This window comes from Ornithinimicrobium sp. F0845 (assembly GCF_023015765.1).
Lineage (GTDB): Bacteria > Actinomycetota > Actinomycetes > Actinomycetales > Dermatophilaceae > Ornithinicoccus.
In genome coordinates, this window is the sequence record NZ_JALKAL010000007.1 from 264,178 (window position 1) to 284,603 (window position 20,426).

Here is a 20,426-nt window from a genome sequence, read left to right on the forward strand (position 1 = left end):
CGAGCCGGGCTCAGTCCTGATGAGCCAGGTGCGCCTCGACCCGCTCCACCTTCGCCCCGAGCTGGTCGGTGAACCCCGGGCGGATGTCGGCCTTGAGCACGAGGCCGACACGCGGCGAGGACTCGGCGACGACGTCGACGGCCTGCTTGACCACCGCCATCACCTCGTCCCACTCGCCCTCGATGTTGGTGAACATCGCGTTGGTCTCGCACGGCAGACCCGAGTCGCGGATCACCTGGACGGCGCGGGCCACGGCCTCGCTCACACCGCCGGTCTCGTCCCCTCCCGCGGGGCTGATGCTGATGGCAACGATCATGCGGCCATCCTCGCAGAGACGCCCGCGACGGCGGTGCGGCGGTGCAGCAGGAGGGACAGGCCCAGCAACACCAGGCCGCCGAGCGACAGCACGACCCCCACCCAGCTGGCCGCCTGATAGCCCCAGCCCGCGGCGATCACCAGCCCGCCGAGCCAGGCGCCGAGGGCGTTGGCCAGGTTGAGCGCGGCGTGGTTGCTCGCCGCGCCGATGGTCTCGGCGTCACCGGCGACGTGCATCAGGCGCAGCTGCAGGACGACGACCAGGGACGAAGCCATCACCGAGGCGAGGAAGACCGTCAGCACTGCCGGCCAGGCCAGCGAGGACGTCACGGTGAAGAGGGCGAGCACGGCACCCATTCCGACCAGGCTCATCACCAGCCCCCGCAGCACCGACCAGTCCGCGAGCCACCCGCCGACGAGGCTGCCGACCGCGCCCCCGATCCCGAAGGCCAGCAGGAACCACGGGACCGCGGACTCGGGCAGGCCGGTCACCTCGGTCACGGTGGGGGCGATGTAGGAGTACATCGCGAACATCCCGCCGAAGCCGACGGCACCGATGCCCAGGGTGAGCCACAGCTGCGGGTTGCGCAGGGCGGCGAGCTCGCGCCGGCCGCTGGCCAGCGGGTTGCCGGGTGTCGCCGGGACCCAGCGGGCCACGAGAGCCAGGGTCAGCACGGCAATCGCCGCCACCAGGCAGTATGCCGAGCGCCAGCCGATCTCCTGCCCGAGCCAGGTGGCCACGGGGACCCCGACCATGTTCGCGATCGGGATGCCGAGCATCACCCGGCTGACGGCGCGGCCCCGCTGGTGGGCGGGGGCGCAGGCCGCGACGATGAGCGCCGAGACCCCGAAGAAGGCACCGTGCGGCAGTCCGGCCAGGAACCGGGCGAGCACGAGCGCGCCGTAGCTGCCGGCGAGCGCACTGGCCAGGTTGCCGAGCGCGAAGACGAGCATCAGCGCCAGGGCGAGCCCGCGACGCGGGAGTCGCGCGCCGAGCACGGCCACCAGCGGGGTCCCGACCACCACGCCGACGGCGTAGGCCGAGATGGTGTGCCCGGCGCTCGGGATGGAGACACCGATGCCCTCGGCGATCTGTGGGAGCAGCCCCATCGTCACGAACTCGGTGGTGCCGATGGCGAACCCGCCGACGATCAGGGCCGTCGTGATCAGGGCCAGGGGTGCGGTGCGGGTCGAGGGGCCGGGCGGCGCCGTCGCGGCGTCCTGGGTGATCGACATGCGTGCGGCTCCGGAGGTCGGGAGATTCGGGTGGTCCGGACCTCCCTGTCCGGCGTGCTGCTCGGGTCAAGGCCCCGCGCACTGCTCGGTTCAAGGAGCGGGCCGCGGCGTCCTATTCCCCCACTGGTGGCGCCCGGCTTCGTCGGCCCCGGCCGGCCACTCGTCTTCGAGCGCCTTCGCGTTCCTCAGGCCGACTGCAGTCGGCTCGAGGAACAACTGGGCGCTCAAGTGTGGGGGTCGAGGTGTGGGACCCGAAGGCGCTCGAAGTGGGGGTCGAGGTGTGGGACCGCGGAGGCGCTGGCCCGGGATGGCCGGTCAGCGCGAGACGGTGACGTCCTCAGCCCTCACCGGTCGTCGTCATCGTCATCGTCGTCATCGTCGTCGTCCCAGTCATCGTCGTCATCGTCGTCGTCATCATCATCGTCGTCGTCATCGTCGTCCCAGTCGTCCCCGGGGACGGGCGCGGGGGACACGGCCCTCGGCGGTTGCTGCTCGCGCGCCTTCTCCTCCTGACGGGCCCTCTCCTGTCGAGCCTTCTCGGCGGCAGCCTCCTGCCGCTCCTCCTCCGCCTGCGCGGCGGCCACCTCGGACTCGGCCCGGTTCCTGGCCTCGGCCAGCAGACCGGCCAGCAGGTCAGGGTCGGAGAGAACGGTCGCCGGCTGGTTCTTCCACAGGTCCATGGTCGCCTGCAGCCCGACGAAGGCGGCGGCGTGCTCGTCGGTCAGGCCGGGGATCACCCGTGCCGACTCAGGGACCGTGGGGTCGGCCCTGCCCGCGACGGGGCTGGGGATGTCGTCCGCGGCGCTCGAGTCGGGGGCCACGGTCGTGAGGTCGACGCCTGCGGCCTCGGTGTCGGAGGGGCCCTGGCCGAGCCACAACCACACACTGAGCGCCGCCACCAGCGTCAACGAGAGGAGGGAGGCGATCAACTTCATGTCTCAAGTCTCGCTGCTGAAGGTTGCACCGGCATGAGACGACGATGAGAGGACTCTCATCAACGCCCCGGACCGGCCTGTGCTCGCCATCGTGACACAGCGGCCCTGGTGAGGACCAGCCTCACCGGGGCGCGGACCAGGGCCGGACCCCTCGGCATACTGCCTGGGGATCAGCCCTCGGTGAGGCGGTATCCCACGCCCCGGACGGTGTCGAACCGCTCCGCGCCCAGCTTGTTGCGGAGGTAGCGGATGTAGACGTCGACCACGTTGGAGGCGCCGTCGAAGTCGTAGCCCCAGACGCGGGAGAGCAGCTGCTCGCGGGAGAGCACCTGCCCCGGGTGCTCGAGGAACTCCCGCGCCATCGCGAACTCCCGCGGGGAGAGTTCGACCGGGGTGTCACCGACGGTGGCCACGCGGGTGGTCAGGTCGAGTGCGAGGTCGCCGTGGCTCAGCACCGTGGACTCGGGCGCCCCGGGGCGGGGCCGGAGGCGCGTGCGCACCCGGGCCAGCAGCTCCTCGAACTTGAAGGGCTTGGTGAGGTAGTCGTCCGCTCCACCCTCGAGGCCGGCGACGGTGTCGGTCACCGCGTCCCGGGCGGTGACCATGATGATCGGGATGTCGTGCTCCAGTGTGCGCAGGACGCGCAGCACCGTGAAGCCGTCCATCTTCGGCATGCCCACGTCGAGCACCAGCAGGTCGTAGTCACCGCTCGAGGCGTGCTCCAGTGCGCTGACGCCGTCCGCGACGACATGGGTCTGGTAGCCGGCCGCCCGCAGGCCCTTGGCGACGAACAGTGCGATCCGTTCCTCGTCCTCGGCGATCAGGATGTTTGCCATGGCCCAAGCATCACACCTCGGCCGGGATCCAGATGCGGAAGGTGCTGCCCAGGCCCACCGCCGACTCCACGGTGACGGTGCCGCCGTGCGCCTCCGCGATGACCACGACGATCGGCAGCCCCAGCCCGGACCCCTCCACCGTGTGGTGCTCCTCGCTGCGGCCGAACCGCTCGAAGATGCGCTCGGACTCCTCCGGCGAGATCCCCACGCCGTGGTCCTCGACCGAGATGACCAGATAGCGCTGCGCGAGCTCGGCGACCTTCTCGGCCACCTCGTGGGTCGGCCGGGCCCAGGCCACGCGCACGTCGATGCGGGTGCGCGGCTCGGAGAACTTGGCGGCGTTGGCCGCGAGCTGGATCGCCGCCTGCTGCAACCGCTGGCGGTCCCCCACGACCGTGCCCGCGGCGGTCACGCTGGTGTCCCACTCGTGGTCGCTCAGCAGGTGCACCTTGTCCTGGATCTCGCGGCCCAGCTGCTGCACGTCGATCGGCGCCAGCTCGATGAAGTCGGGACGCTGGGACCTGGCGAGCATGAGCAGGTCGTCGACCATGCGCTTCATCCGGTCCAGCTCGTCGAGCACCAGCTCCCGGGTGGAGTCGACGTCCTCGGCGTCACCGACCTCCATCAGCTCCAGGTTGCCCCGGATGATGGTCAGCGGGGTACGGAGCTCATGCGCGGCGTCGTCGAGGAACTGCCGCTGGTCGGCCATCCCCCGCTCCAGCCGGTCCAGCATCTGGTTGAAGGTGAGCGCCAGCTGCGCGACGTCGTTGTCGGCGTTGGTGACCTTGACGCGCTGGGTCAGGTCCTCGGTGTCGATGGTGGCCGTCGCCTCGGCGAGGTCGGTCACCGGCCTCAGCAACCGGCCGGCGACCACGTAGCCCGTGGCACCGGTGAGCACGATCACCCCGAGCGCGACGAGGGCGTAGGTGCCGACCTGGTTCCAGATCGCCCGTCGCTGGACACCGGCGTCGATCCCGACGACCACGACGCCCTGTCGGTTGTCCCCGGGGATCGCGACCGACGCGACGATCATGCGCAACTGGTGCCCGTCGACCGGATAGTCGAAGATCGCCGCGCGCCCGGGGATGTAGCGCCGCAGCGCCTCCGCCACCACGGCCGGCTGGTTGAGGTCGAAGGGCTGGAGACCGCCGGGGATGTAGGCGACCTGCCCGTCGACCAGGGTGACCATCGACTCGAAGTCGTTGGGGATGGAGACGGTCAGATAGGCCTCGAAGAGCTGACCCAGGTCGTTGTAGGGTCCGTCGACCCCCGGCGGCCCGTTGCGGGCGATCTCCCGGACCTCGTTGATCTCCTGCACCAGCTCGCTCTCGATGCGCTGGTTGAGCTGGGTGAACTGGACGGTGAAGGCCACCGCCCCCGCCACCATCAGGCCGATCGTCAGCATCGCCACCACCAGCGCGATGACCCGCACGCGCACAGACCACGGCCGGCTGATCTCCGTCCGGAAGCGCTGCGGCATTGGCTCACTGTAGGGGACGACCGGCCCGATCCACCCGCTCACGACCGGGTGGATCGGTCCACGTCAGGACGTGAAGAGGGCGCTGTAGGCGTTGAGCGCGGGCTGCCCTCCCAGGTGCGCGTAGAGGACGTTGGAGTCCTTGTCGATCTCCCCGGAGGTGACCAGGTCGATGAGGCCCGCCATGGACTTGCCCTCGTAGACCGGGTCCAGGATCACGCCCTCGAGGGACCCGGTCAGCCGGATCGCGTCGAGCGTGGACTGCACTGGTATGCCGTAGCGGTCACCCGCCCAGCCCTCCAGTACGGTGATCTCGTCCTCACGCAGGTCCCGCCCCAGCTCGATGAGCTCGGCGGTGCGGCGGGCGATGCGTGCGACCTGCTCGCGGGTCTCCTCGAGCGTGGCGGAGGCGTCGATGCCGATGACCCTGCGCGGGCGGTCCTGACCGGCGAACCCGGCGATCATCCCGGCATGGGTCGACCCGGTCACCGAGCACACGACGACCGTGTCAAAGAAGACCCCGAGCTCCTGCTCCTGCTGCTCCACCTCATACGCCCAGTTGGCGAACCCGAGCCCACCCAGCGGATGGTCGGAGGCGCCGGCCGGGATGCCGTAGGGCGTGCCACCGCGCTGCCGCACGTCGTCCAGCGCCTGGTTCCAGCTGTCCTTGAAGCCGATCCCGAACCCGGACGGGTCGAGCCGCACCTCCGCGCCCATGATCCGCGACAGCATGATGTTGCCGACCCGGTCGTTGACACTGTCGGGCCAGTCGACCCACTTCTCCTGCACGAGGACGGCCTTGAGTCCCAGGTGCGCCGCGAGCGCCGCGACCTGGCGGGTGTGATTGGACTGGTAGCCACCGATCGAGACGAGCGTGTCCGCACCCTGGGCCCTGATGTCGGGCACGAGATACTCCAGCTTGCGGGTCTTGTTGCCGCCGAAGGCCAGGCCGCTGTTGACGTCCTCGCGCTTGGCCCAGATGCGGGCGCCCCCGAGGTGCAGGGTGAGTCGGTCGAGCGGGTGGACCGGGCTCGGCCCGAAGAGCAGCGGGTAGCGCTCGAAGTCCTGCAGTGCCATGGGTGCCTCCGTGAGTTCTGGTGGGTGTCAGTTCGTGGGTGTCAGTTCGTGGGTGTCAGGTGATGGCCGTATGCCGTGACGCACCGGCGGCGTCCGCGTCCGGGGCGTCGGTGACCACCGAGGCGGTGCCCGGTGCCTCGGTCTCCAGGACGTCGAGAAGCGGCTCGAGGGTGCACCAGGTGTCGTGCGAGACGGTCGCCGCCGCCTCGGCATCGCCTGCCGCGCAGAGGTCGATCATCTGCTGGTGGAGCGCCACCGAGGCCCGGCCGGCGAGGGACCCGAACCGCAGTCGCTCGACCCGTCGCAGAGTGGGGGTGAACTGGTCGAGCACCGCGATCACCGCACGGTTGGCGGCTGCCCGCACGGGCACCGCGTGGAAAGCGTCGTCCGCGGCCAGGGCTGCGTCGACGTCGCCGTCCCGCAGGGCCGTCGCGAAGCGCTCGTTCGCGGTGCGCATCTGGTCGAGGTCGACCTCCGTGAGCTGACCGACAGCCTGGCGCACGGCGAGCTGGTGCATCGACGCCACGACGGCCTGGGCGTCGCGGACTGCCGCGGCGTCCAGGCCGGTGACCTCGGTCGAACGGCCCGGGTGAGCCACCACGAGCCCGGCCTGCTGGAGGCGCAGCAGGGCCTCGCGCACCGGGGTGCGGCTCACGCCCAGCCACGTGGCGAGCTCGAGGTCGCGCAGCTTCTCCCCCGGCTCGAACGTGCCGTCCACGATCGCATCGCGCAGCCGCCCGTAGACGTCGTCACGCAGCAGGTTGCGAGCCACCGAGGCACTCGTTGCTGGAATCGGCATGCAATATATTGCAGCACGGAAGAGCAGACCAGTCAATGGGGCGTGATCGATGGGATGCGCGTGATCGATCGGAGGTGCGCCATCGATCGGAGGCGCGTGATCAATCGGAGGCCCGTGATCGATCGTCTCGTCGCCCAGGCCTACCCCGCGTAGCGGGGGAACTCCGTCCGCGGTCTCTACTCGGACCCGGGGTCCGGCACCCAGCAGAAGCCGTCCTCGCAGACGGCCGCCTCGGCGGAGCCGAGAGAGACGAGGCCGCCGACCAGCCCGCCCTCGACCTGCGGAAGGTCGCGGAGGCCGGACAGATCATCAGCCGACGCGCCCGATGGGGTCGAAACCTCGCCACCCGGCGCGCTCGGTGGGGTCGAAACCTCGCCAGCCGACGCGCTCGGTGGGGTCGAAACCTCGCCAGCCGACGCGCTCGGTGGGGTGGAGGACGCGTTCGACGGGGTGGAGGACGTGCTCGGTCGGGAGGGGGCGGTCATCAGGCGGCCCGCTCGTCCCAGGCCTGGGTCAGAGCCTGCACGAAGGTGTCGGTCTCCTGCGCGCCGGAGATGCCGTACTTCTGGTCGACCACGAAGAAGGGGACGCCGGAGATGCCGTACGTACGGGCCTGGGCGATGTCGGCGCGGACATCGGGGAGGAACTCCTCCGACTCGAGGGCGTCCAGCACCTGCTGCCGGTCCAGGCCGACCTCGGCGGCCAGGTCGGCCAGGTCCTCGGCGCGACCCACGTGGCGACCCTCCACGAAGTAGGCCTGCAGCAGCCGCTCCTTCATGGCGGACTGCACACCCTCGGCCTTGGCCAGGTGCAGCAGCTGGTGCGCGCGGAGGGTGTTGGTGTGCACGACCTTGTCGAAGTCGTAGTCGAGGCCGACGGCGCCGGCGATCTGGGTGACCCGGTCAAGCATCTGCTCGACCTGCTCGACCGGCATGCCCTTGCGCTCGGCGAGGTACTCGGTGGTGCTGCCCTCGAAGTCGACGGGGGTGTCCGGGCTGAGCTCGAAGGAGTGGTACTCCACCTCGACCTCCCGTCCGTCGGCGGCGAAGCGCTCGACGGCGCGCTCGAACTTGCGCTTGCCGATGTAGCACCAGGGGCAGGCGATGTCGGACCAGATGTCGACCTTCAGGGGACGGCGCGGCGCGGGGGCAGTCATGCCCCGGGAACCACCGGCGACGGCCCGACTATTCCCGGGACAACGGACCCGGCGCCTGCTCACCGTGCGTGAGCAGGCGCCGGGCCTGGTTGCGGTGCTGACCTCAGCTGGCCAGGTCCACCTCCGGGGGGATCCGGCCGGCCTCGACCAGGTCGGTGAACCACGGGGCTCCCGGCGCCCGGCCCCACCGCTCCCGGTAGAGGTGGGCGTCGCGGGTGGCCACGGCCACCTGCAGGGCGTCCGGCGCCTCCGGCGGCAGGTGCCGACGGTATGCCGTGGCGCCGGGCACCAGTCGGACCTGCCCGCCCGCGGCGGCCACCGCAGCGGCGAGGTCGGAGTCGTGACCGAGCCCGCCGACATACTCGGGGCACAGTCCACCCACCGACGCGAGGTCCTCGGCGGTGATGATCAGGACGGGACTGCTGAACCGGTCGGGGTCGAGGGGGGTGTCGCCCAGCCCGGGAGGCAGCGGACCGGGATGGTGCTCGGACTGGGACCACTCGTCCAGTCGCGTGAACTCGTATCCCTGGGGAGGAGCCTCTGGCAGTCGCTGCACCATGGAGGTCCACAGCGTCGGCGTCCCGTCCGTTGGGTGCTGCCGGAGGTGATCGAGGACCTGCTCCAGGAACCGCGGGCCGGGGATGCAGGTCACATCGACCAGGACGAGCAGCTCGGCGCCGGCCTCGACCGCGGTCTCGATGCCGAGGTGCAGTGCCTGTGCGGTCGGCAGCTGCTGCTTGACCGTCGGCAGCCCCGCGATGAGGGTCTCCCAGCGGTCGCTGGTGATGGGCAGGCGCCCCTGGGTGACGGCGCGGTCGGCCAATCCGACGACGACGTGGTAGTCGGGGACGTCGACGCCCAGGGAGAACCCGCTGACCTGGTCGACCAGCTCGTCATACTGCCGCCGGACGGTGGTGATGAGTGCGGTCCGGGGTGCGGTCACGAGATCCTCCTGGTCTCCATCAGCAGCAGCTCCTCGCGTTCCTCCTCCGTCATGCCGCCCCAGACGCCGTAGGTCTCCGGCACTCCCAGGGCGTGGTTGCGGCACGCGTCAATGACCGGGCACTGCTGGCACAGCGCCGTGGCACGCGCCTCGCGGGCGCGCTTGACCGATCCCCGCTCACCGTCGGGGTGGAAGAACAACTCGGGGCTGCGGGTGCGGCACAGACCTTCGTGCTGCCACTCCCACTGCGAGCCCATCGGGTGGATCGTTGAAGTCTTGTTCATGGCGAACCTGTCTGTCATGTCGACCGATCGCCAGGACCCGAGGGGGTCCATCCGCGACCACTGGCCGACAGATCACAAACCCCACTTCTAGAGGAACCCCCAGTATTACCGCGATCCCGTTGAGCGGCAACATATCAGCGGGATGAGCCGCTGACCTGCACGGATGCGTCAGACCGGGTCCGGGGCGGCCACCAAACCCTCGGACTGATCGAGCAGCCGCCCGCCCTCGACGATCTGGGCGGCCACGTCCCGCAGCTTGGTGTTGCTGTCCTGGGAGTGGCGCGACAGGACGGCGAAGGCCTGGTCGAGGGAGAGGTCGTAGCGCTGGATGAGCATGCCCTGCGCCACCCCGATGAGGTGTCGCGAGCGCAGCGCCTCGCGCAGGCCGTCGACCTGCCGGGACACCCCGAGCGCCCCGCCCGCGTGGGCGGCGAACAGGTGGGCCTCGTCCAGGTCGTCCCGGGAGAAGGCGCTGACCGCGCCGGCGTAGAGGTTCAGGGCGCCCAGGAGCTCGCCCCCCGGGCCGAGCAACTGCACGCTGAGGACCGAGAGGATGCCCAGGTCCGCGACCCGCGTGGACCACTGTGGCCACCGCTCGTCGTCGCGGGTGTCGCGGATGATGTGCGTCTCGCTCTCGATCGAGGAGTCGTAGCAGGGCCCCTCGCTCAGCAGCTCCTGCAGCTCGTCCGCCCGGTGCGTCACCTCGTCCGTGGACGCGGCCGGCTCCGCCGGCGACTGGGGGGAGCGCAGCGAGATCCCGGCCCAGTCGCACCCCGGCACCACCTGGACGGCGAGGTCCACGATCCGCTGCAGGGTCAGCGGTTCGTTCTTCTGGGCGAGGAGTTCGCGGCTCATCCCGGCATACAGCTCGGCGCGCTCGACCGGTTCCACAGGGCCTCCTGGCAGGCGATCACGGATCCCGCACATGGTACGCCGACGGGCTGGGAGCGGCGTCAGGTTTGTCGTGGTCTGGTCGGCATCCGCACCATTCTCGTCGTGGCTTCGTCGGCGCCCCGCCTCACGCCAGACGACTGCGGACCACCTCGTAGGCGGCAGTCACGGCCGTGGACAGGGTCGGCTCCAGCGTCGGGGCGAAGAAGGGCGAGTGGTTGGCCGGGGTCGGCTCCGGTGCGTCGATGACCTCCTGGGGCGTGCCTCCGAAGAACCAGTAGACGCCGGGGATCTCGAGGGCGTCCGGGAGCGCCCCGAAGTCCTCGCTGCCCATCTGCGCGGGGCGGGTCCTGACCCGGTCCGGGCCGATGGCTCCCGCCAGCACCTCCGTGACGTGCACCGTCTCGTCCGGGTCGTTGGTCAGCAGCGGGAAGGTGTAGAGCTCGCGCACGTCCGGCTCCGGCGCCCCGGAGGCTGCCGCCTCGGCGGACAGGATCCGTCGGATGGCGGCCAGGACCTGCTCTCGAACCCGCTCGTCCAGGGTGCGCACATTGATGGTGAAGACGGCCCGGTCCGGGATGATGTTCTCCTTCAGGCCGGCGTGGAAGGTCGCGACCGACACGACGGCCGGGCTCTGGGCCGGCACCTCCCGGGAGACCACGCTCTGCAGCCGCACCACCATGTGCGCCGCCAGCAGGACGGGGTCGACGGTGTCCGCGGGACGCGAGGCGTGCCCGCCCGTCCCGTGCACGGTGACCTCCCACGAGTCGGCCATCGCCATCGCCGGACCGCTGGAGACCCGGATCGTGCCGGCGAGGTCGTTGGAGACGTGCTGGGCATACATCACCTGGGGTCGCGGCGCCATGTCCCACAGCCCGTCGGCGAGCATCGCCGCGGCACCCGCAGCGGTCTCCTCGCCCGGCTGGAAGACGAACACGACCGTGCCACCCCATTCCTCCCGGCTCCGCACCAGGAGGGTCGCCGCACCGATCGCGGCCGTGACGTGGGTGTCGTGGCCACAGGCATGCATGACCGGGACGTCCGACCCGTCCGCGAGGGTGCCCCGGGCACGCGAGGCGTAGTCGAGGCCGGTCTGCTCCGCGACGGGCAGGCCGTCCGTGTCGGCGCGGAACCCGACGACCGGGCCCTCGCCGTTCTCCAGCACGGCCACCACGCCGGTGCCACCGCACCGGAGCGTGCGATAGCCCAGGTCACCCATCCGCTGCTCGATCAGCTCCGCCGTGGCGTGCTCCTGCATGGACAGCTCTGGGTGGGCGTGCAGGTGCCGGTAGAGGTCGTGCAGCTCGCGGGTCAGGTCTTCGGGGAGTGCGCTCACCCTGGCATCCTGACATCAGCCGCGCGCCACCACGCGTCGAGCAGCGCGGGGCGCGCACAGACCCTCGACAAGAATGCGTGGGAGCTTACAAAACCACTACAAAAAGGCGGGGGGAGCGTACAAAACCACTACAAGAATTGGTGGGCCAGGGTCAGGCGGGGCCGAGGTAGACCCAACGGCCGGCGCGCCGCACGAAGTGGCTGCGCTCCTCGAGCTGCCCGCGCTGGTCGTCGGGCGCGGGGGTCGCCCAGCGGGCGCGATACTTCACGAAGCCTTCCTCGTCGCCCTCACCACCGTCGGTCACGTCCAGCACCTCCAGCCCGACCCAGCGGATCGAGGGGTCCGGCACGGTGTCCGCCGGGCGGGTGCGCGGGTGCCAGGTGCGGAAGACGTGGTCATCGACACCGAGGGAGTATGCCGTGTAGCGCGAGCGCATCAGCGCCTCCGCCGTCGGCGCCGGCTGACCGTCGCCGACATAGGGGCCGCAGCACGCGGAGTAGGCCCGGCCGGTCCCACAGGGACAGTCCCGGGCCGCTGGTCCACCGACGGCGCTCACGGCTCCGAGCGTAGTGCCGAGCCCGGCACCAGCGACCCGGCGACCAGGGCCGAGCCGGTCACGAGCACGCCGACCGCACCGAAGGTCACCAGGTTGCCGAAGCCGATCGACCACAGGTCCCCGCGCACCACCGCGATCAGCAGCGGCGCCCAGGCAGCCGCGAGGCTCACGGCGAGCGCCGTGACGGCACGCACCGGGTCACCGCGCAGCGCGACGAGAGCACAGACGAGCAGCTGGGTGACCATCGTCGCCACCGGCAGCGGCCAGGGCAGCCCGGAGGAGGTGACCGTGAACACCGCCGTGACCAGCACCGCGCCCGCCGACAGACCCGTGGCCAGGCCCGGCCGGTAGGGAGCGAGCACCAGCGCCACACCGTGGCCGACCGCGATCAGGAAGGACATCGGCACGAAGACGCCGTAGAGGGCGCTCAGCACCGGGATGCTGACGGCGGTCAGTGCCAGCGCCGCGAGCCCGGCCAGGAGGCCGAGCCAGACCGGCGGGGTGAGACGTGCGCCGGGGCGAGGGAGCACCACGGCCGTCGCCCCACCCGTCGCCCCACCCGTCGCCCCACCCGTCGCTGCACTCATCGCTGCACTCATCGCTGCACCTCCGGCGCCGACCCGAACCCGCCGAGGAGCGCCCGTGCGACACCGGCATCAATGGTGGCGCACAACCGGGTGACCAGCGGTGCGGTCACCAGCAGGAGCAGCCCGGCGGCGAACATGAGCACCGACTCGACGAGGTACCGGCTCGAGGAGAGGTCGATCCCGGCCACGTGCACCAGCAGCCAGGTCAGCCCGTCGTACTCGCTCTGCGGGATGAAGTGCCCCCACAGGAACCAGGTCAGGCCACCGAGCGCACCCGCGAGCCAGGTGATCGCCACGCTGAACGTGGTGATGCGCAGCGGGAACGCGACGAGGGTGCCGTGCAGCGTCTCCAGCCAGGCCTTGGGGTCGGCGAGCATCGACAACGGTCGACGGCCGCGGTAGACGGGCTCGGCCACCGGGCGGCCCCAGCGGCGCAGCAGTTCCCGGTTCTCCCGGGCGAACCCGGTGGCGGTGAGCAGCATGAACCCGAGGATGGGTGCACCGATCCACAGCACGAGGGTGCTCAGGCCGATGACGAAGAGGGTCGTCAGCAGGATGAAGCTGAAGAGGGTGAGGAAGAAACCGGCCGTCAGGTAGGCCAGGTCGTTGGCCGCGGACCGCCAGGAGAGCAGCGGCACGCGACGGAGCGGGGGCGCGACAGCCGGCGGGCCGGGCGTGCGGGAGAGTGTCTGCGTGGTCATGTCTCGACCGTAGGAGCGGCACCCGAGCCCAGACATCACACCGTCGGGCCGTTCCGGGCTCATACCTGAGGGTGAGGGCAGGGCTCCGGTGACCCCACCCGACCGTCGACGGAACCCCGCCGGGCACAACGAGAGGGGACGGGTGTCAGCCGCCGGGCATACGACGGGTGTCAGCCGCCGGCAAACCACGGGTGTCAGCCGCCGGGCATACCGTGGCGCCATGGTGCACGAGCTCTCCCGCCAGGACGCGCGCCGCATCGCCGTCCGCGCCCAGCTGCTGGACGCGGAGCGGCCCACCGACCTGCTCGAGGTCGCGCGACGGCTGGCCGTCGTCCAGGTCGACCTCACGGCCGCGGTCGCGCCGAGCGCCGACCTGGTGTTCTGGAGCAGGCTGGGCACCGCCTACTCCCCCGACGACCTGGACGACGCGGTCGCCGGCCAGCGGCTGGTGGAGCTCCAGGGCTACCTGCGACCGGGCGAGGACCTGGCGCTGTTCCGCGCGGCGATGGACTCCTGGCCGGGAGAGGGTGAGGTGCCGGCCTACCGCCAGAGCGTCGCGGAGTGGGTGGAGGACAACAAGGGGTGCCGCCTCGACATCCTCGAGACGCTCCGGGCCGACGGTCCCCTGCCGGTCCGGGACCTTCCGGACACCTGCGACCGGCCGTGGCGCTCCAGCGGGTGGAACAACAACCGCAACGTCCGGATGCTCGTCGAGATCATGGAGGCCCGCGGCGAGGTGGCGGTCGCCGGGCGTGAGGGACGGGACCGGCTGTGGGACCTGGCCGAGCGGATCTACCCCGACGGCCCCGCGGTGCCCGTCGAGGAGGCGGAGGCGGTGCGCAACCGGCGCCGGCTGGAGGCCCTGGGCATCGCCCGGGCGAAGACGACGGAGACCCCGGGCGAGCCCAACTCGGTGGGCCCGGTCGGTGAGGAGGCGGTCGTCGAGGGGGTGCGCGGCCGGTGGCGGGTGGACCCCGCCCAGCTGGACCGGCTGGGCGAGCCGTTCCGGGGGCGCACGGCACTCCTGTCGCCGTTGGACCGGCTGGTGTTCGACCGCAAGCGGATGGTGGACCTGTTCGACTTCGACTACCAGCTGGAGATGTACAAACCCGCCGCCAGGCGACGCTGGGGATACTTCGCCCTGCCGGTCCTCCGCGGCGACCAGCTGGTCGGCAAGGTCGACGCCACCGCCGACCACGAGCGCGGCGTGCTGCGGGTCGACGCGGTGCACGACGACGTGGGTCTCAGCCGGACGGCGCGGGAGGAGGTCGACCGGGAGATCGCCGCGCTGGCGGACTGGCTGGGGCTGGAGGTCGCGCGCTCCTGACCGCGGTTCCGCGACGGCCGCAGACGATGCCAGCAGCAGGAGGGCCGCCAGATCGTGCCGAGGATGACAGCACCGGGACGATGTCGCCAGGGAGGCGATCAGACCGCTCAGGTCGGCTCGACAGACCTCCGCAGCCGGGCCGCCTGCCTGGTCAGGTGGTCCCGCTCGGCGACAGTGCTCGCCTCGTGCGCCGCGACCACATACAGCTCGGCGGCCCGGGCCGCCTCGCCCGCCCGCTCGCGCAGGTACGCCTCCGCCGCGGTGTGCCGCGGCACCGTCGCGGGCACGGGTTCGAGGGCACGCAGACCGGCCTGCGGCCCGTCGGCCTCGCCCACGGCCACCGCCCGGTTGAGCGCGACGACGGGGTTGTCGCCGAGGGCGAGCAGCTCGTCATACCAGCTGACGATCTGCGGCCAGTCGGTCTCCCGTGCCGTCGGAGCGTCGGCATGGAGGGCCGCGATGGCCGCCTCGATCTGGAACTTGCCGAGCCGGTCACGCGCCAGTGCCTGCTGCAGTATGTCGATCCCCTCCGTGATCAGGCCGCTGTCCCACCGCTGTCGGTCCTGTGCGGCGAGCGGCACGAGGGCACCGTCGGCGAACCGCGAGTCGCGGCGGGCGTGGTGCAGCAGCATCAGGGCCAGAAGTCCGGCGACCTCAGGGTCGGCGCTCACCGTCGACAGCTGCCGGGTCAGGCGGATCGCCTCGGCCGCCAGGTCGACCTCGCCGGAGTAGCCCTCGTTGAACACCAGATAGAGCACGTGCAGCACGCGGGACAGGTCGCCCGGTCCGGCCAGCCCCTCGGCGGCCACGGTGCGCTTGGCCCGGCTGATCCGTTGCGCCATGGTCGTCTCGGGCACCAGGTAGGCCTCGGCGATCTGCCGGGTGCTCAAGCCTCCGACGGCACGCAGGGTCAGCGCGACCGCCGAGGCGGGGGTGAGCGACGGGTGGCAGCACAGGAACAGCAGGTGCAGGGTGTCGTCCGCCTGCTCGGTCGGACCCGGCGGCGGCTCCTCGAGCTGAGCCAGCTCCCGCCGGTGGCGAGCCGTCTGCGACCGGTGCGCGTCGACATACTTGCGCCAGGCCACGGTGACCAACCAGGCCCGCGGATCCTCCGGCCGGCCCTGCGGCCAGCGGCGCAGCGCCTCGATCAGCGCGTCCTGCACGGCGTCCTCGGCCGAGGCGAACTCGGCCCCGCGACGGACGAGGACACCCAGGGCCTGCGGCCCCAGGTGCCTCAGCTCCTCCTCCACCGGCTCACTCGGCGGTGGTCGAGGGCACGTCCGCGAGGAGGGGCCGGACCTCCAGCCACTCGTGGATGGGCCGGCCGCCCTGACCGGGCGCCGCCGACAGCTCGGCGGCCGCCTCGTGCGCGCGCTCCTGGCTGTCCACGTCGATGATCATCCACCCCGCGATGAGGTCCTTGGTCTCGGCGAACGGGCCGTCGGTCACCGGCGGCGCTCCCTCGCCGCCGTAGCGGACGAAGGTGCCCTCCGGGGACAGGGCCTGCCCGTCGACATACTCTCCCCGCTCGCGGAGCTGGTCGGCGAAGTCCTGCATGAACTGGACGTGGTCGGCGATCTCCTGCTCCGTCCACCGGTCCATCGGGATGTCCGCCTCGGGCAGGTTGGTGGGCCCGCCGGTGCGGCGGTAGTGCTTGAGCAACAGATACTTGGCCATCGTCTTCTCCTTGTCCGTGGCGGCCCTCCTGGCCACCTTCACCCCTGGGACGGAACCGCGCCACCGTTCTCGACATCGGTCACGTCAGCAGGTGGTTCCGGTCAGGTCAGCAGGTGCCAGCACAGCGCGCCGAGCCACACCCAGCCCGTGATGATCATGGCCCGCTGCACCAGCCCGGTGCCCGGGGCGTCCCTGTCCCAGGCCCGCACGAACAGCGCGAGGAGGCCGAGGGTGAGCACGGCGGCGGCCGCCGAGAGCCATTGCCAGGTCCCGTCCAGGACGAAGGCGGCGATGGCCGCGGAGACCGGCAGCGCGAGGAAGACCACGATGCCCGCCTGGTCATGGCGCACGTGCGACCGGCTGGTCTCCGCCGGGTCACCCGCGGGGGTCCCGGGCGGATAGCCGCGGACCGGGTCCATCGGGAAGACGCCCGAGGCGATCAGCGCCAGCCCCCAGACCACGACGGCCGCCCCCAGCAGCAGGCTCCCGGTCGCGTCACCGACCCCGATCCCGCCCGCCGCGATGAGCGCCCCGCAGACCAGGAAGTTGGTGCCCTGGACCCAGCCGCGGTCCCCCGTCGCCAGCGCGCTCACCGCGTGATAGGTCGGGCGGTAGCCGGGCCGCGTGGCACCGTCGATCAGGAACGTGAGGACGAACCCGGCCGTGCCCACGAGGCCACACCACAGCAGCGCCGGCATCCCCCGACGGTAGCCGCGTCCGCGGTCCGCCGTCCACCGACCTGCCGTCGCGGGCTACTCCACGTCGAGCACCTGCGGCGTGCCCTCGACCCCCGCCTCCGGTAGCCCCTGGGCGAGGCGGCTCTTGTGGCGGCCGTAGACGACGTAGATGACGACACCGATCGCCATCCAGACGATGAACCGGATCCACGTCTCCACGGACAGGTTGAGGATCAGGTAGGTGCACAGCGCGGCGGACAGCCACGGCAGCACCGGGCTGAACGGCACCCGGAACCCGCGCTGGAGGTCGGGCCGCTTCCTCCGCAGGATCGGCACCGCCAGCGAGACGAGGACGAAGGCCGACAGCGTGCCGATGTTGACCATCTCCTCGAGCCGCCCGATGGGCGTCAGCGAGGCGATCAGCGCGATGAGTCCACCCAGGATCAGGGTCAGCCGCACCGGCGTGCCGGTCCGGTCGCTCGTCACGCCCAGCCCAGGGGGGAGGAGGTGGTCGCGGCTCATCGCGAAGGTCACCCGGGTGGAGCCGATGATCAGGGTCATCACCACGGTCGTCAGGCCGGCGACGGCACCGGCCGAGATCAGCGTGGCGAATCCACCACGGCCGACCTGTTCGAAGGCGTCGGCGAGCGCGCCCTGCGGGTTGATCTGGTCGAAGGGCAGCATCCCGGTGATGACGAGGGAGACCCCGACGTAGAGCACGGTGCAGACCGCCAGGGAGCCGAGGATGCCGATCGGCAGGTCGCGCTGCGGGTTCCGGGCCTCCTCGGCGGTCGTGGCCACGACGTCGAACCCGATGTAGGCGAAGAAGACCAGGGCGGCCGCCGACATGATGCCCATGACGCCGAAGGTCGCCGGTGTCATGCCGGTGATCAGCTGCAGCACCGGTGCGTGGATGCCGCTGGCGGCCTCGGCCCCCGGGGCGCTCGGCGGGATGAACGGCGACCAGTTCGTCGGGTCGATGTAGGCGATGCCGGCGACGATCACGAACAGGACGATGAAGACCTTGACGGCCACCAGCACCAGGTTGACCCGCAGCGACTCCTTGATGCCCTTGGCGACCAGGAGGGTCAGCAGGACCACGAGCAGGAACGCACCGGCGTCGAAGCGCGAGCCGGGGGCGATGGCCGCCGGGATCTCGATGCCGAGGTGCCCGAGGAGGATCTGCAAGTATGCCGACCAGCCCTGGGCCACGACACTGGCACCGAGCATCATCTCCAGCAGGAGGTCCCAGCCGATGACCCAGGCGATCACCTCACCGAGCGTGGCGTAGGAGAAGGTGTAGGCCGACCCGGAGACGGGGACCGTGGAGGCGAACTCGGCGTAGCACATGGCCGCGAGCGCACAGACGGTCGCGGCGATGACGAAGGACAGGACCACTGACGGTCCGGCGAACTGGTGAGCCGCCCGACCGGTCACCGTGAAGATGCCGGCGCCGATGACCACGCCGACACCGAAGACCACCAGGTCGAGCGCGGTGAGCCGTCGTTTCAGGCGGTGGTCCGGCTCGTCGGCTGCGGCCATCGATGCCTCGACCGACTTGGTCCGGAAGATGCTCATACAGACCACCGCCTTCGGCGACCGGCGCCCCCGGTGTGGAGGCCAGGACCCCATCGCTTCCGAAGGTCAACATAAACCCGTGGCCCCGGCGGGCGCGAGGCGTGAGTCACCTTCCGTCCGGTCGCGCGGAAGGGTCCCGGCACCGGGCCCCGGTTAGCGTCGCTGCCATGCAGGACCAGCGCAGCGACCTCGGCGCGGCCCTGGGCGACGGGGACGGCACGGCAGCCCGGACCGCGCTCCAGGGCATCCCCGCGACCGACGAGGAGGTCCTCCAGGAGCTGGCCCTTCGGGCAGCGGACGGGTCCGCCCTGGCCACCGAGCTGCTGATCGAGCGGCTCGACGACTCCGGGGTCGTGCGCCGTTTCGCGCGGGGCGCGCTGTTCGACGAGGCCGCCATCGACGACGTCAGCCAGGACACCCTCATCTCCGTCGCCAGCGGCATCGGCAGCTTCCGCGGTGACGCCAAGATCACCACGTGGGTCCACCGGGTCGTCCGCAACAGGGTCGTCGACCACCTGCGACGCCAGCGCGCCACGGCCCCCTTGCCACCGGAGGACCTGGCCCCTGCCGAGCGGATCGGCTCGATGATCGCCACCCGCGCGACCGTGCGGGACGCGCTGCGGGCGCTCCCGGATCTCTACCGCGACCCGGTGACCCTGCGCGACATCGAGGGGCTGCCCGACGCCGAGATCGGTGAGCGACTCGGTCGGAGCACCGGCACGGTCAAGTCCCAGGTGGCCCGCGGCCGCGCGATGGTCGCCTCGTCGCTGCGGGACCTCCATGAGGGGACGCCGCCGTCGAGGCGGTCCTGGCGATGCACCCGCAGACCACGCAGGAGTGGCAGCAGGCGATCCAGTCCCAGCTCCAGGGCGACTACGCCGAGGACCTCAAGGCCGCGATCACCTTCAACCCCAGTGTCGGCGAGGGGATCGCCCAGCCGACCGAGGGCGAGGTCGCTGCGGAGGACACGGTCGGCAGCAACCACTTCGCACTGCTCCTGGACGCCAGCGGGTCGATGGGCGAGACGTCCGGCACCGGCACCCGGATGGTGGAGGCCAAGGAGACGATCAACGGGTTCGTCGACTCCTTGCCGGAGGGCTCCACGGTCTCGCTGAGGGTCTACGGGCACGAGGGCGACAACAGCAACGCGGGCAAGCAGGAGTCGTGCGCCTCCACCGACACGGTCTATGAGGGTCCCGCCGACACGGCGGAGCTCTCGGCCCAGCTGGCCGCCGTGCAGCCGACCGGCTGGACCCCGCTGGCGTCGGCCATCACCGAGGCCGAGCAGGACATCCCCGCAGACGCGACCGACGGCATCGTCTACGTGGTCACCGACGGCATCGAGACCTGCGGCGGCGACCCCGTCGAGGCCGCGCAGGGTCTGGCCGAGAGCGGCATCAAGCCCATCGTCAACGTCATCGGATTCCAGGCCGGGGACGCCGACCAGGCGGCCCTGGCGGCCATCGCCGAGGCCGGTGGCGGGGAGTACACCCAGGCCGACTCCAAGGCCGACCTGGAGGAGTACTGGGACGCGGAGTACTCCCGGATGATGACCGCCTGGGCGGAGTGGCGGCAGGCCGAGCTGACGCGCATCGAGGAGTCCGGTCAGGCGAACCTGACCGAGGCGGACGCGGTGGGAGCAGCCCTGATGGCCGGTGCCGAGGCGGAGGGCGACCGCGCCATGGCGTTGACCGAGGCGCTCCACGCCGACGGGCACCTGGACTGGTCGACGCGGGGTGAGGTCTGGAGCTTCTTCTACGAGCGCAAGAACGCGATGTGGAGCTACGCCTACGGCCTCAAGAACGAGAACTGGTCAGCGGCCTACGGTCTCAAGAACGAGGCGTGGTCGCAGGCCTACGGCACGGGCAACGCCAAGTGGTCGGAGTACTACTCCAAGAAGCTCGGCAACTGATCCGCGCCGCGCGACCAGCGCCGCCTGACCCGACCCGATTCGGGCTGTCCGGCCCGTCCCGGCCCGGGCTGCCCGGCCCCCTTCCGGGCCGGGCTGCCCGGCCCCCTTCCGGGCCGGGCTGTCCGG

General features: G+C 71.4%; 21 protein-coding genes. 2 read left to right on the plus strand and 19 right to left on the minus strand.

The genetic code is table 11. The features are described 5' to 3' along the window. Positions 1 to 10 precede the first annotated feature (10 nt). The 15 genes from MWU75_RS12440 to MWU75_RS12510 form a co-directional block, all read right to left on the minus strand. Entirely contained in the window at positions 11 to 316 is a 306-nt protein-coding gene (locus tag MWU75_RS12440; protein ID WP_247091112.1) for an MTH1187 family thiamine-binding protein, read from the minus strand. Beyond that, a complete protein-coding gene (locus tag MWU75_RS12445) occupies positions 313 to 1,551 on the minus strand; it encodes an MFS transporter (protein ID WP_247091114.1) in 1,239 nt (412 codons plus the stop codon). The genes MWU75_RS12440 and MWU75_RS12445 overlap by 4 nt, the downstream gene beginning before the upstream one ends. 344 nt (positions 1,552 to 1,895) lie before the next feature. After that, positions 1,896 to 2,486 (minus strand): hypothetical protein, encoded by a 591-nt coding sequence (locus MWU75_RS12450; RefSeq protein ID WP_247091116.1) that lies wholly within the window; start codon positions 2,484 to 2,486, stop codon positions 1,896 to 1,898. A 170-nt stretch (positions 2,487 to 2,656) separates the two neighbouring features. Next, complete coding sequence (locus MWU75_RS12455) at positions 2,657 to 3,322, minus strand: response regulator transcription factor (RefSeq protein WP_247091118.1); 666 nt, start codon at positions 3,320 to 3,322, stop codon at positions 2,657 to 2,659. Between the two features lie 10 nt (positions 3,323 to 3,332). Beyond that, entirely contained in the window at positions 3,333 to 4,802 is a 1,470-nt protein-coding gene (locus MWU75_RS12460) for a HAMP domain-containing sensor histidine kinase (protein WP_247091120.1), read from the minus strand. 63 nt (positions 4,803 to 4,865) lie between these two features. Then, on the minus strand, positions 4,866 to 5,876 hold the full coding sequence (locus MWU75_RS12465; protein WP_247091122.1) for a 1-aminocyclopropane-1-carboxylate deaminase: 1,011 nt from the start codon (positions 5,874 to 5,876) through the stop codon (positions 4,866 to 4,868). Positions 5,877 to 5,931: 55 nt separating this feature from the next. After that, complete coding sequence (locus MWU75_RS12470) at positions 5,932 to 6,675, minus strand: GntR family transcriptional regulator (protein ID WP_247091124.1); 744 nt, start codon at positions 6,673 to 6,675, stop codon at positions 5,932 to 5,934. A 484-nt stretch (positions 6,676 to 7,159) separates the two neighbouring features. Continuing rightward, entirely contained in the window at positions 7,160 to 7,831 is a 672-nt protein-coding gene (locus MWU75_RS12475) for a DsbA family oxidoreductase (protein ID WP_247091125.1), read from the minus strand. A 103-nt stretch (positions 7,832 to 7,934) separates the two neighbouring features. Continuing rightward, positions 7,935 to 8,774 carry a hypothetical protein gene (locus MWU75_RS12480; protein WP_247091127.1) on the minus strand — a complete coding sequence of 280 codons (840 nt, stop codon included), beginning with the start codon at positions 8,772 to 8,774 and terminating at the stop codon, positions 7,935 to 7,937. Beyond that, on the minus strand, positions 8,771 to 9,058 hold the full coding sequence (locus MWU75_RS12485; RefSeq protein WP_247091129.1) for a WhiB family transcriptional regulator: 288 nt from the start codon (positions 9,056 to 9,058) through the stop codon (positions 8,771 to 8,773). Before MWU75_RS12485 ends, MWU75_RS12480 begins: the two co-directional genes overlap by 4 nt. A gap of 168 nt (positions 9,059 to 9,226) precedes the next feature. Continuing rightward, the gene (locus MWU75_RS12490) at positions 9,227 to 9,949 is read right to left on the minus strand and encodes an ANTAR domain-containing protein (protein ID WP_247091130.1); all 723 of its coding nucleotides are present in this window, start codon (positions 9,947 to 9,949) and stop codon (positions 9,227 to 9,229) included. Positions 9,950 to 10,076: 127 nt separating this feature from the next. Further along, on the minus strand, positions 10,077 to 11,285 hold the full coding sequence (locus MWU75_RS12495; RefSeq protein WP_247091132.1) for an amidohydrolase: 1,209 nt from the start codon (positions 11,283 to 11,285) through the stop codon (positions 10,077 to 10,079). A 151-nt stretch (positions 11,286 to 11,436) separates the two neighbouring features. Further along, complete coding sequence (locus tag MWU75_RS12500; RefSeq protein WP_247091134.1) at positions 11,437 to 11,841, minus strand: YchJ family metal-binding protein; 405 nt, start codon at positions 11,839 to 11,841, stop codon at positions 11,437 to 11,439. Further along, positions 11,838 to 12,428 carry a hypothetical protein gene (locus MWU75_RS12505; RefSeq protein ID WP_247091136.1) on the minus strand — a complete coding sequence of 197 codons (591 nt, stop codon included), beginning with the start codon at positions 12,426 to 12,428 and terminating at the stop codon, positions 11,838 to 11,840. The genes MWU75_RS12500 and MWU75_RS12505 overlap by 4 nt, the downstream gene beginning before the upstream one ends. Before the next feature lie 8 nt (positions 12,429 to 12,436). Beyond that, positions 12,437 to 13,129, minus strand: coding sequence for a sensor domain-containing protein (locus MWU75_RS12510; RefSeq protein ID WP_247091138.1), 693 nt, complete (start codon positions 13,127 to 13,129; stop codon positions 12,437 to 12,439). Positions 13,130 to 13,349: 220 nt separating this feature from the next. Here MWU75_RS12510 and MWU75_RS12515 point away from each other — a divergent pair, with 220 nt between their 5' ends. Next, entirely contained in the window at positions 13,350 to 14,456 is a 1,107-nt protein-coding gene (locus tag MWU75_RS12515; protein WP_247091140.1) for a crosslink repair DNA glycosylase YcaQ family protein, read from the plus strand. A gap of 107 nt (positions 14,457 to 14,563) precedes the next feature. Here the strand turns inward: MWU75_RS12515 and MWU75_RS12520 are convergent, their stop codons facing one another. The 4 genes from MWU75_RS12520 to MWU75_RS12535 all read right to left on the minus strand — a co-directional run bounded on the left by MWU75_RS12520 (position 14,564) and on the right by MWU75_RS12535 (position 18,388). Further along, entirely contained in the window at positions 14,564 to 15,706 is a 1,143-nt protein-coding gene (locus MWU75_RS12520) for a sigma-70 family RNA polymerase sigma factor (RefSeq protein ID WP_247091142.1), read from the minus strand. 4 nt (positions 15,707 to 15,710) lie between these two features. Further along, positions 15,711 to 16,133, minus strand: coding sequence for a YciI family protein (locus tag MWU75_RS12525; protein ID WP_247091144.1), 423 nt, complete (start codon positions 16,131 to 16,133; stop codon positions 15,711 to 15,713). Between the two features lie 101 nt (positions 16,134 to 16,234). Beyond that, positions 16,235 to 16,831, minus strand: coding sequence for a DUF998 domain-containing protein (locus tag MWU75_RS12530; protein ID WP_247091146.1), 597 nt, complete (start codon positions 16,829 to 16,831; stop codon positions 16,235 to 16,237). Between the two features lie 54 nt (positions 16,832 to 16,885). Further along, complete coding sequence (locus MWU75_RS12535) at positions 16,886 to 18,388, minus strand: amino acid permease (protein WP_247091148.1); 1,503 nt, start codon at positions 18,386 to 18,388, stop codon at positions 16,886 to 16,888. Between the two features lie 814 nt (positions 18,389 to 19,202). Between MWU75_RS12535 and MWU75_RS12540 the strand changes: the two genes are divergently transcribed. Then, the gene (locus MWU75_RS12540) at positions 19,203 to 20,300 is read left to right on the plus strand and encodes a VWA domain-containing protein (RefSeq protein ID WP_247091150.1); all 1,098 of its coding nucleotides are present in this window, start codon (positions 19,203 to 19,205) and stop codon (positions 20,298 to 20,300) included. The last annotated feature ends 126 nt before the right edge of the window (positions 20,301 to 20,426 follow it).

What these genes read in the sequence shown, in the direction of transcription:
- MWU75_RS12440 (WP_247091112.1), bottom strand. Translation starts at nt 316, where the DNA reads ATGATCGTTGCCATCAGCATCAGCCCCGCGGGAGGGGACGAGACCGGC.
- MWU75_RS12445 (WP_247091114.1), bottom strand. Translation starts at nt 1,551, where the DNA reads ATGTCGATCACCCAGGACGCCGCGACGGCGCCGCCCGGCCCCTCGACC.
- MWU75_RS12450 (WP_247091116.1), bottom strand. Translation starts at nt 2,486, where the DNA reads ATGAAGTTGATCGCCTCCCTCCTCTCGTTGACGCTGGTGGCGGCGCTC.
- MWU75_RS12455 (WP_247091118.1), bottom strand. Translation starts at nt 3,322, where the DNA reads ATGGCAAACATCCTGATCGCCGAGGACGAGGAACGGATCGCACTGTTC.
- MWU75_RS12460 (WP_247091120.1), bottom strand. Translation starts at nt 4,802, where the DNA reads ATGCCGCAGCGCTTCCGGACGGAGATCAGCCGGCCGTGGTCTGTGCGC.
- MWU75_RS12465 (WP_247091122.1), bottom strand. Translation starts at nt 5,876, where the DNA reads ATGGCACTGCAGGACTTCGAGCGCTACCCGCTGCTCTTCGGGCCGAGC.
- MWU75_RS12470 (WP_247091124.1), bottom strand. Translation starts at nt 6,675, where the DNA reads ATGCCGATTCCAGCAACGAGTGCCTCGGTGGCTCGCAACCTGCTGCGT.
- MWU75_RS12475 (WP_247091125.1), bottom strand. Translation starts at nt 7,831, where the DNA reads ATGACTGCCCCCGCGCCGCGCCGTCCCCTGAAGGTCGACATCTGGTCC.
- MWU75_RS12485 (WP_247091129.1), bottom strand. Translation starts at nt 9,058, where the DNA reads ATGAACAAGACTTCAACGATCCACCCGATGGGCTCGCAGTGGGAGTGG.
- MWU75_RS12505 (WP_247091136.1), bottom strand. Translation starts at nt 12,428, where the DNA reads ATGAGTGCAGCGACGGGTGGGGCGACGGGTGGGGCGACGGGTGGGGCG.
- MWU75_RS12510 (WP_247091138.1), bottom strand. Translation starts at nt 13,129, where the DNA reads ATGACCACGCAGACACTCTCCCGCACGCCCGGCCCGCCGGCTGTCGCG.
- MWU75_RS12515 (WP_247091140.1), top strand. Translation starts at nt 13,350, where the DNA reads ATGGTGCACGAGCTCTCCCGCCAGGACGCGCGCCGCATCGCCGTCCGC.
- MWU75_RS12525 (WP_247091144.1), bottom strand. Translation starts at nt 16,133, where the DNA reads ATGGCCAAGTATCTGTTGCTCAAGCACTACCGCCGCACCGGCGGGCCC.
- MWU75_RS12530 (WP_247091146.1), bottom strand. Translation starts at nt 16,831, where the DNA reads ATGCCGGCGCTGCTGTGGTGTGGCCTCGTGGGCACGGCCGGGTTCGTC.
- MWU75_RS12535 (WP_247091148.1), bottom strand. Translation starts at nt 18,388, where the DNA reads ATGAGCATCTTCCGGACCAAGTCGGTCGAGGCATCGATGGCCGCAGCC.
- MWU75_RS12540 (WP_247091150.1), top strand. Translation starts at nt 19,203, where the DNA reads ATGCACCCGCAGACCACGCAGGAGTGGCAGCAGGCGATCCAGTCCCAG.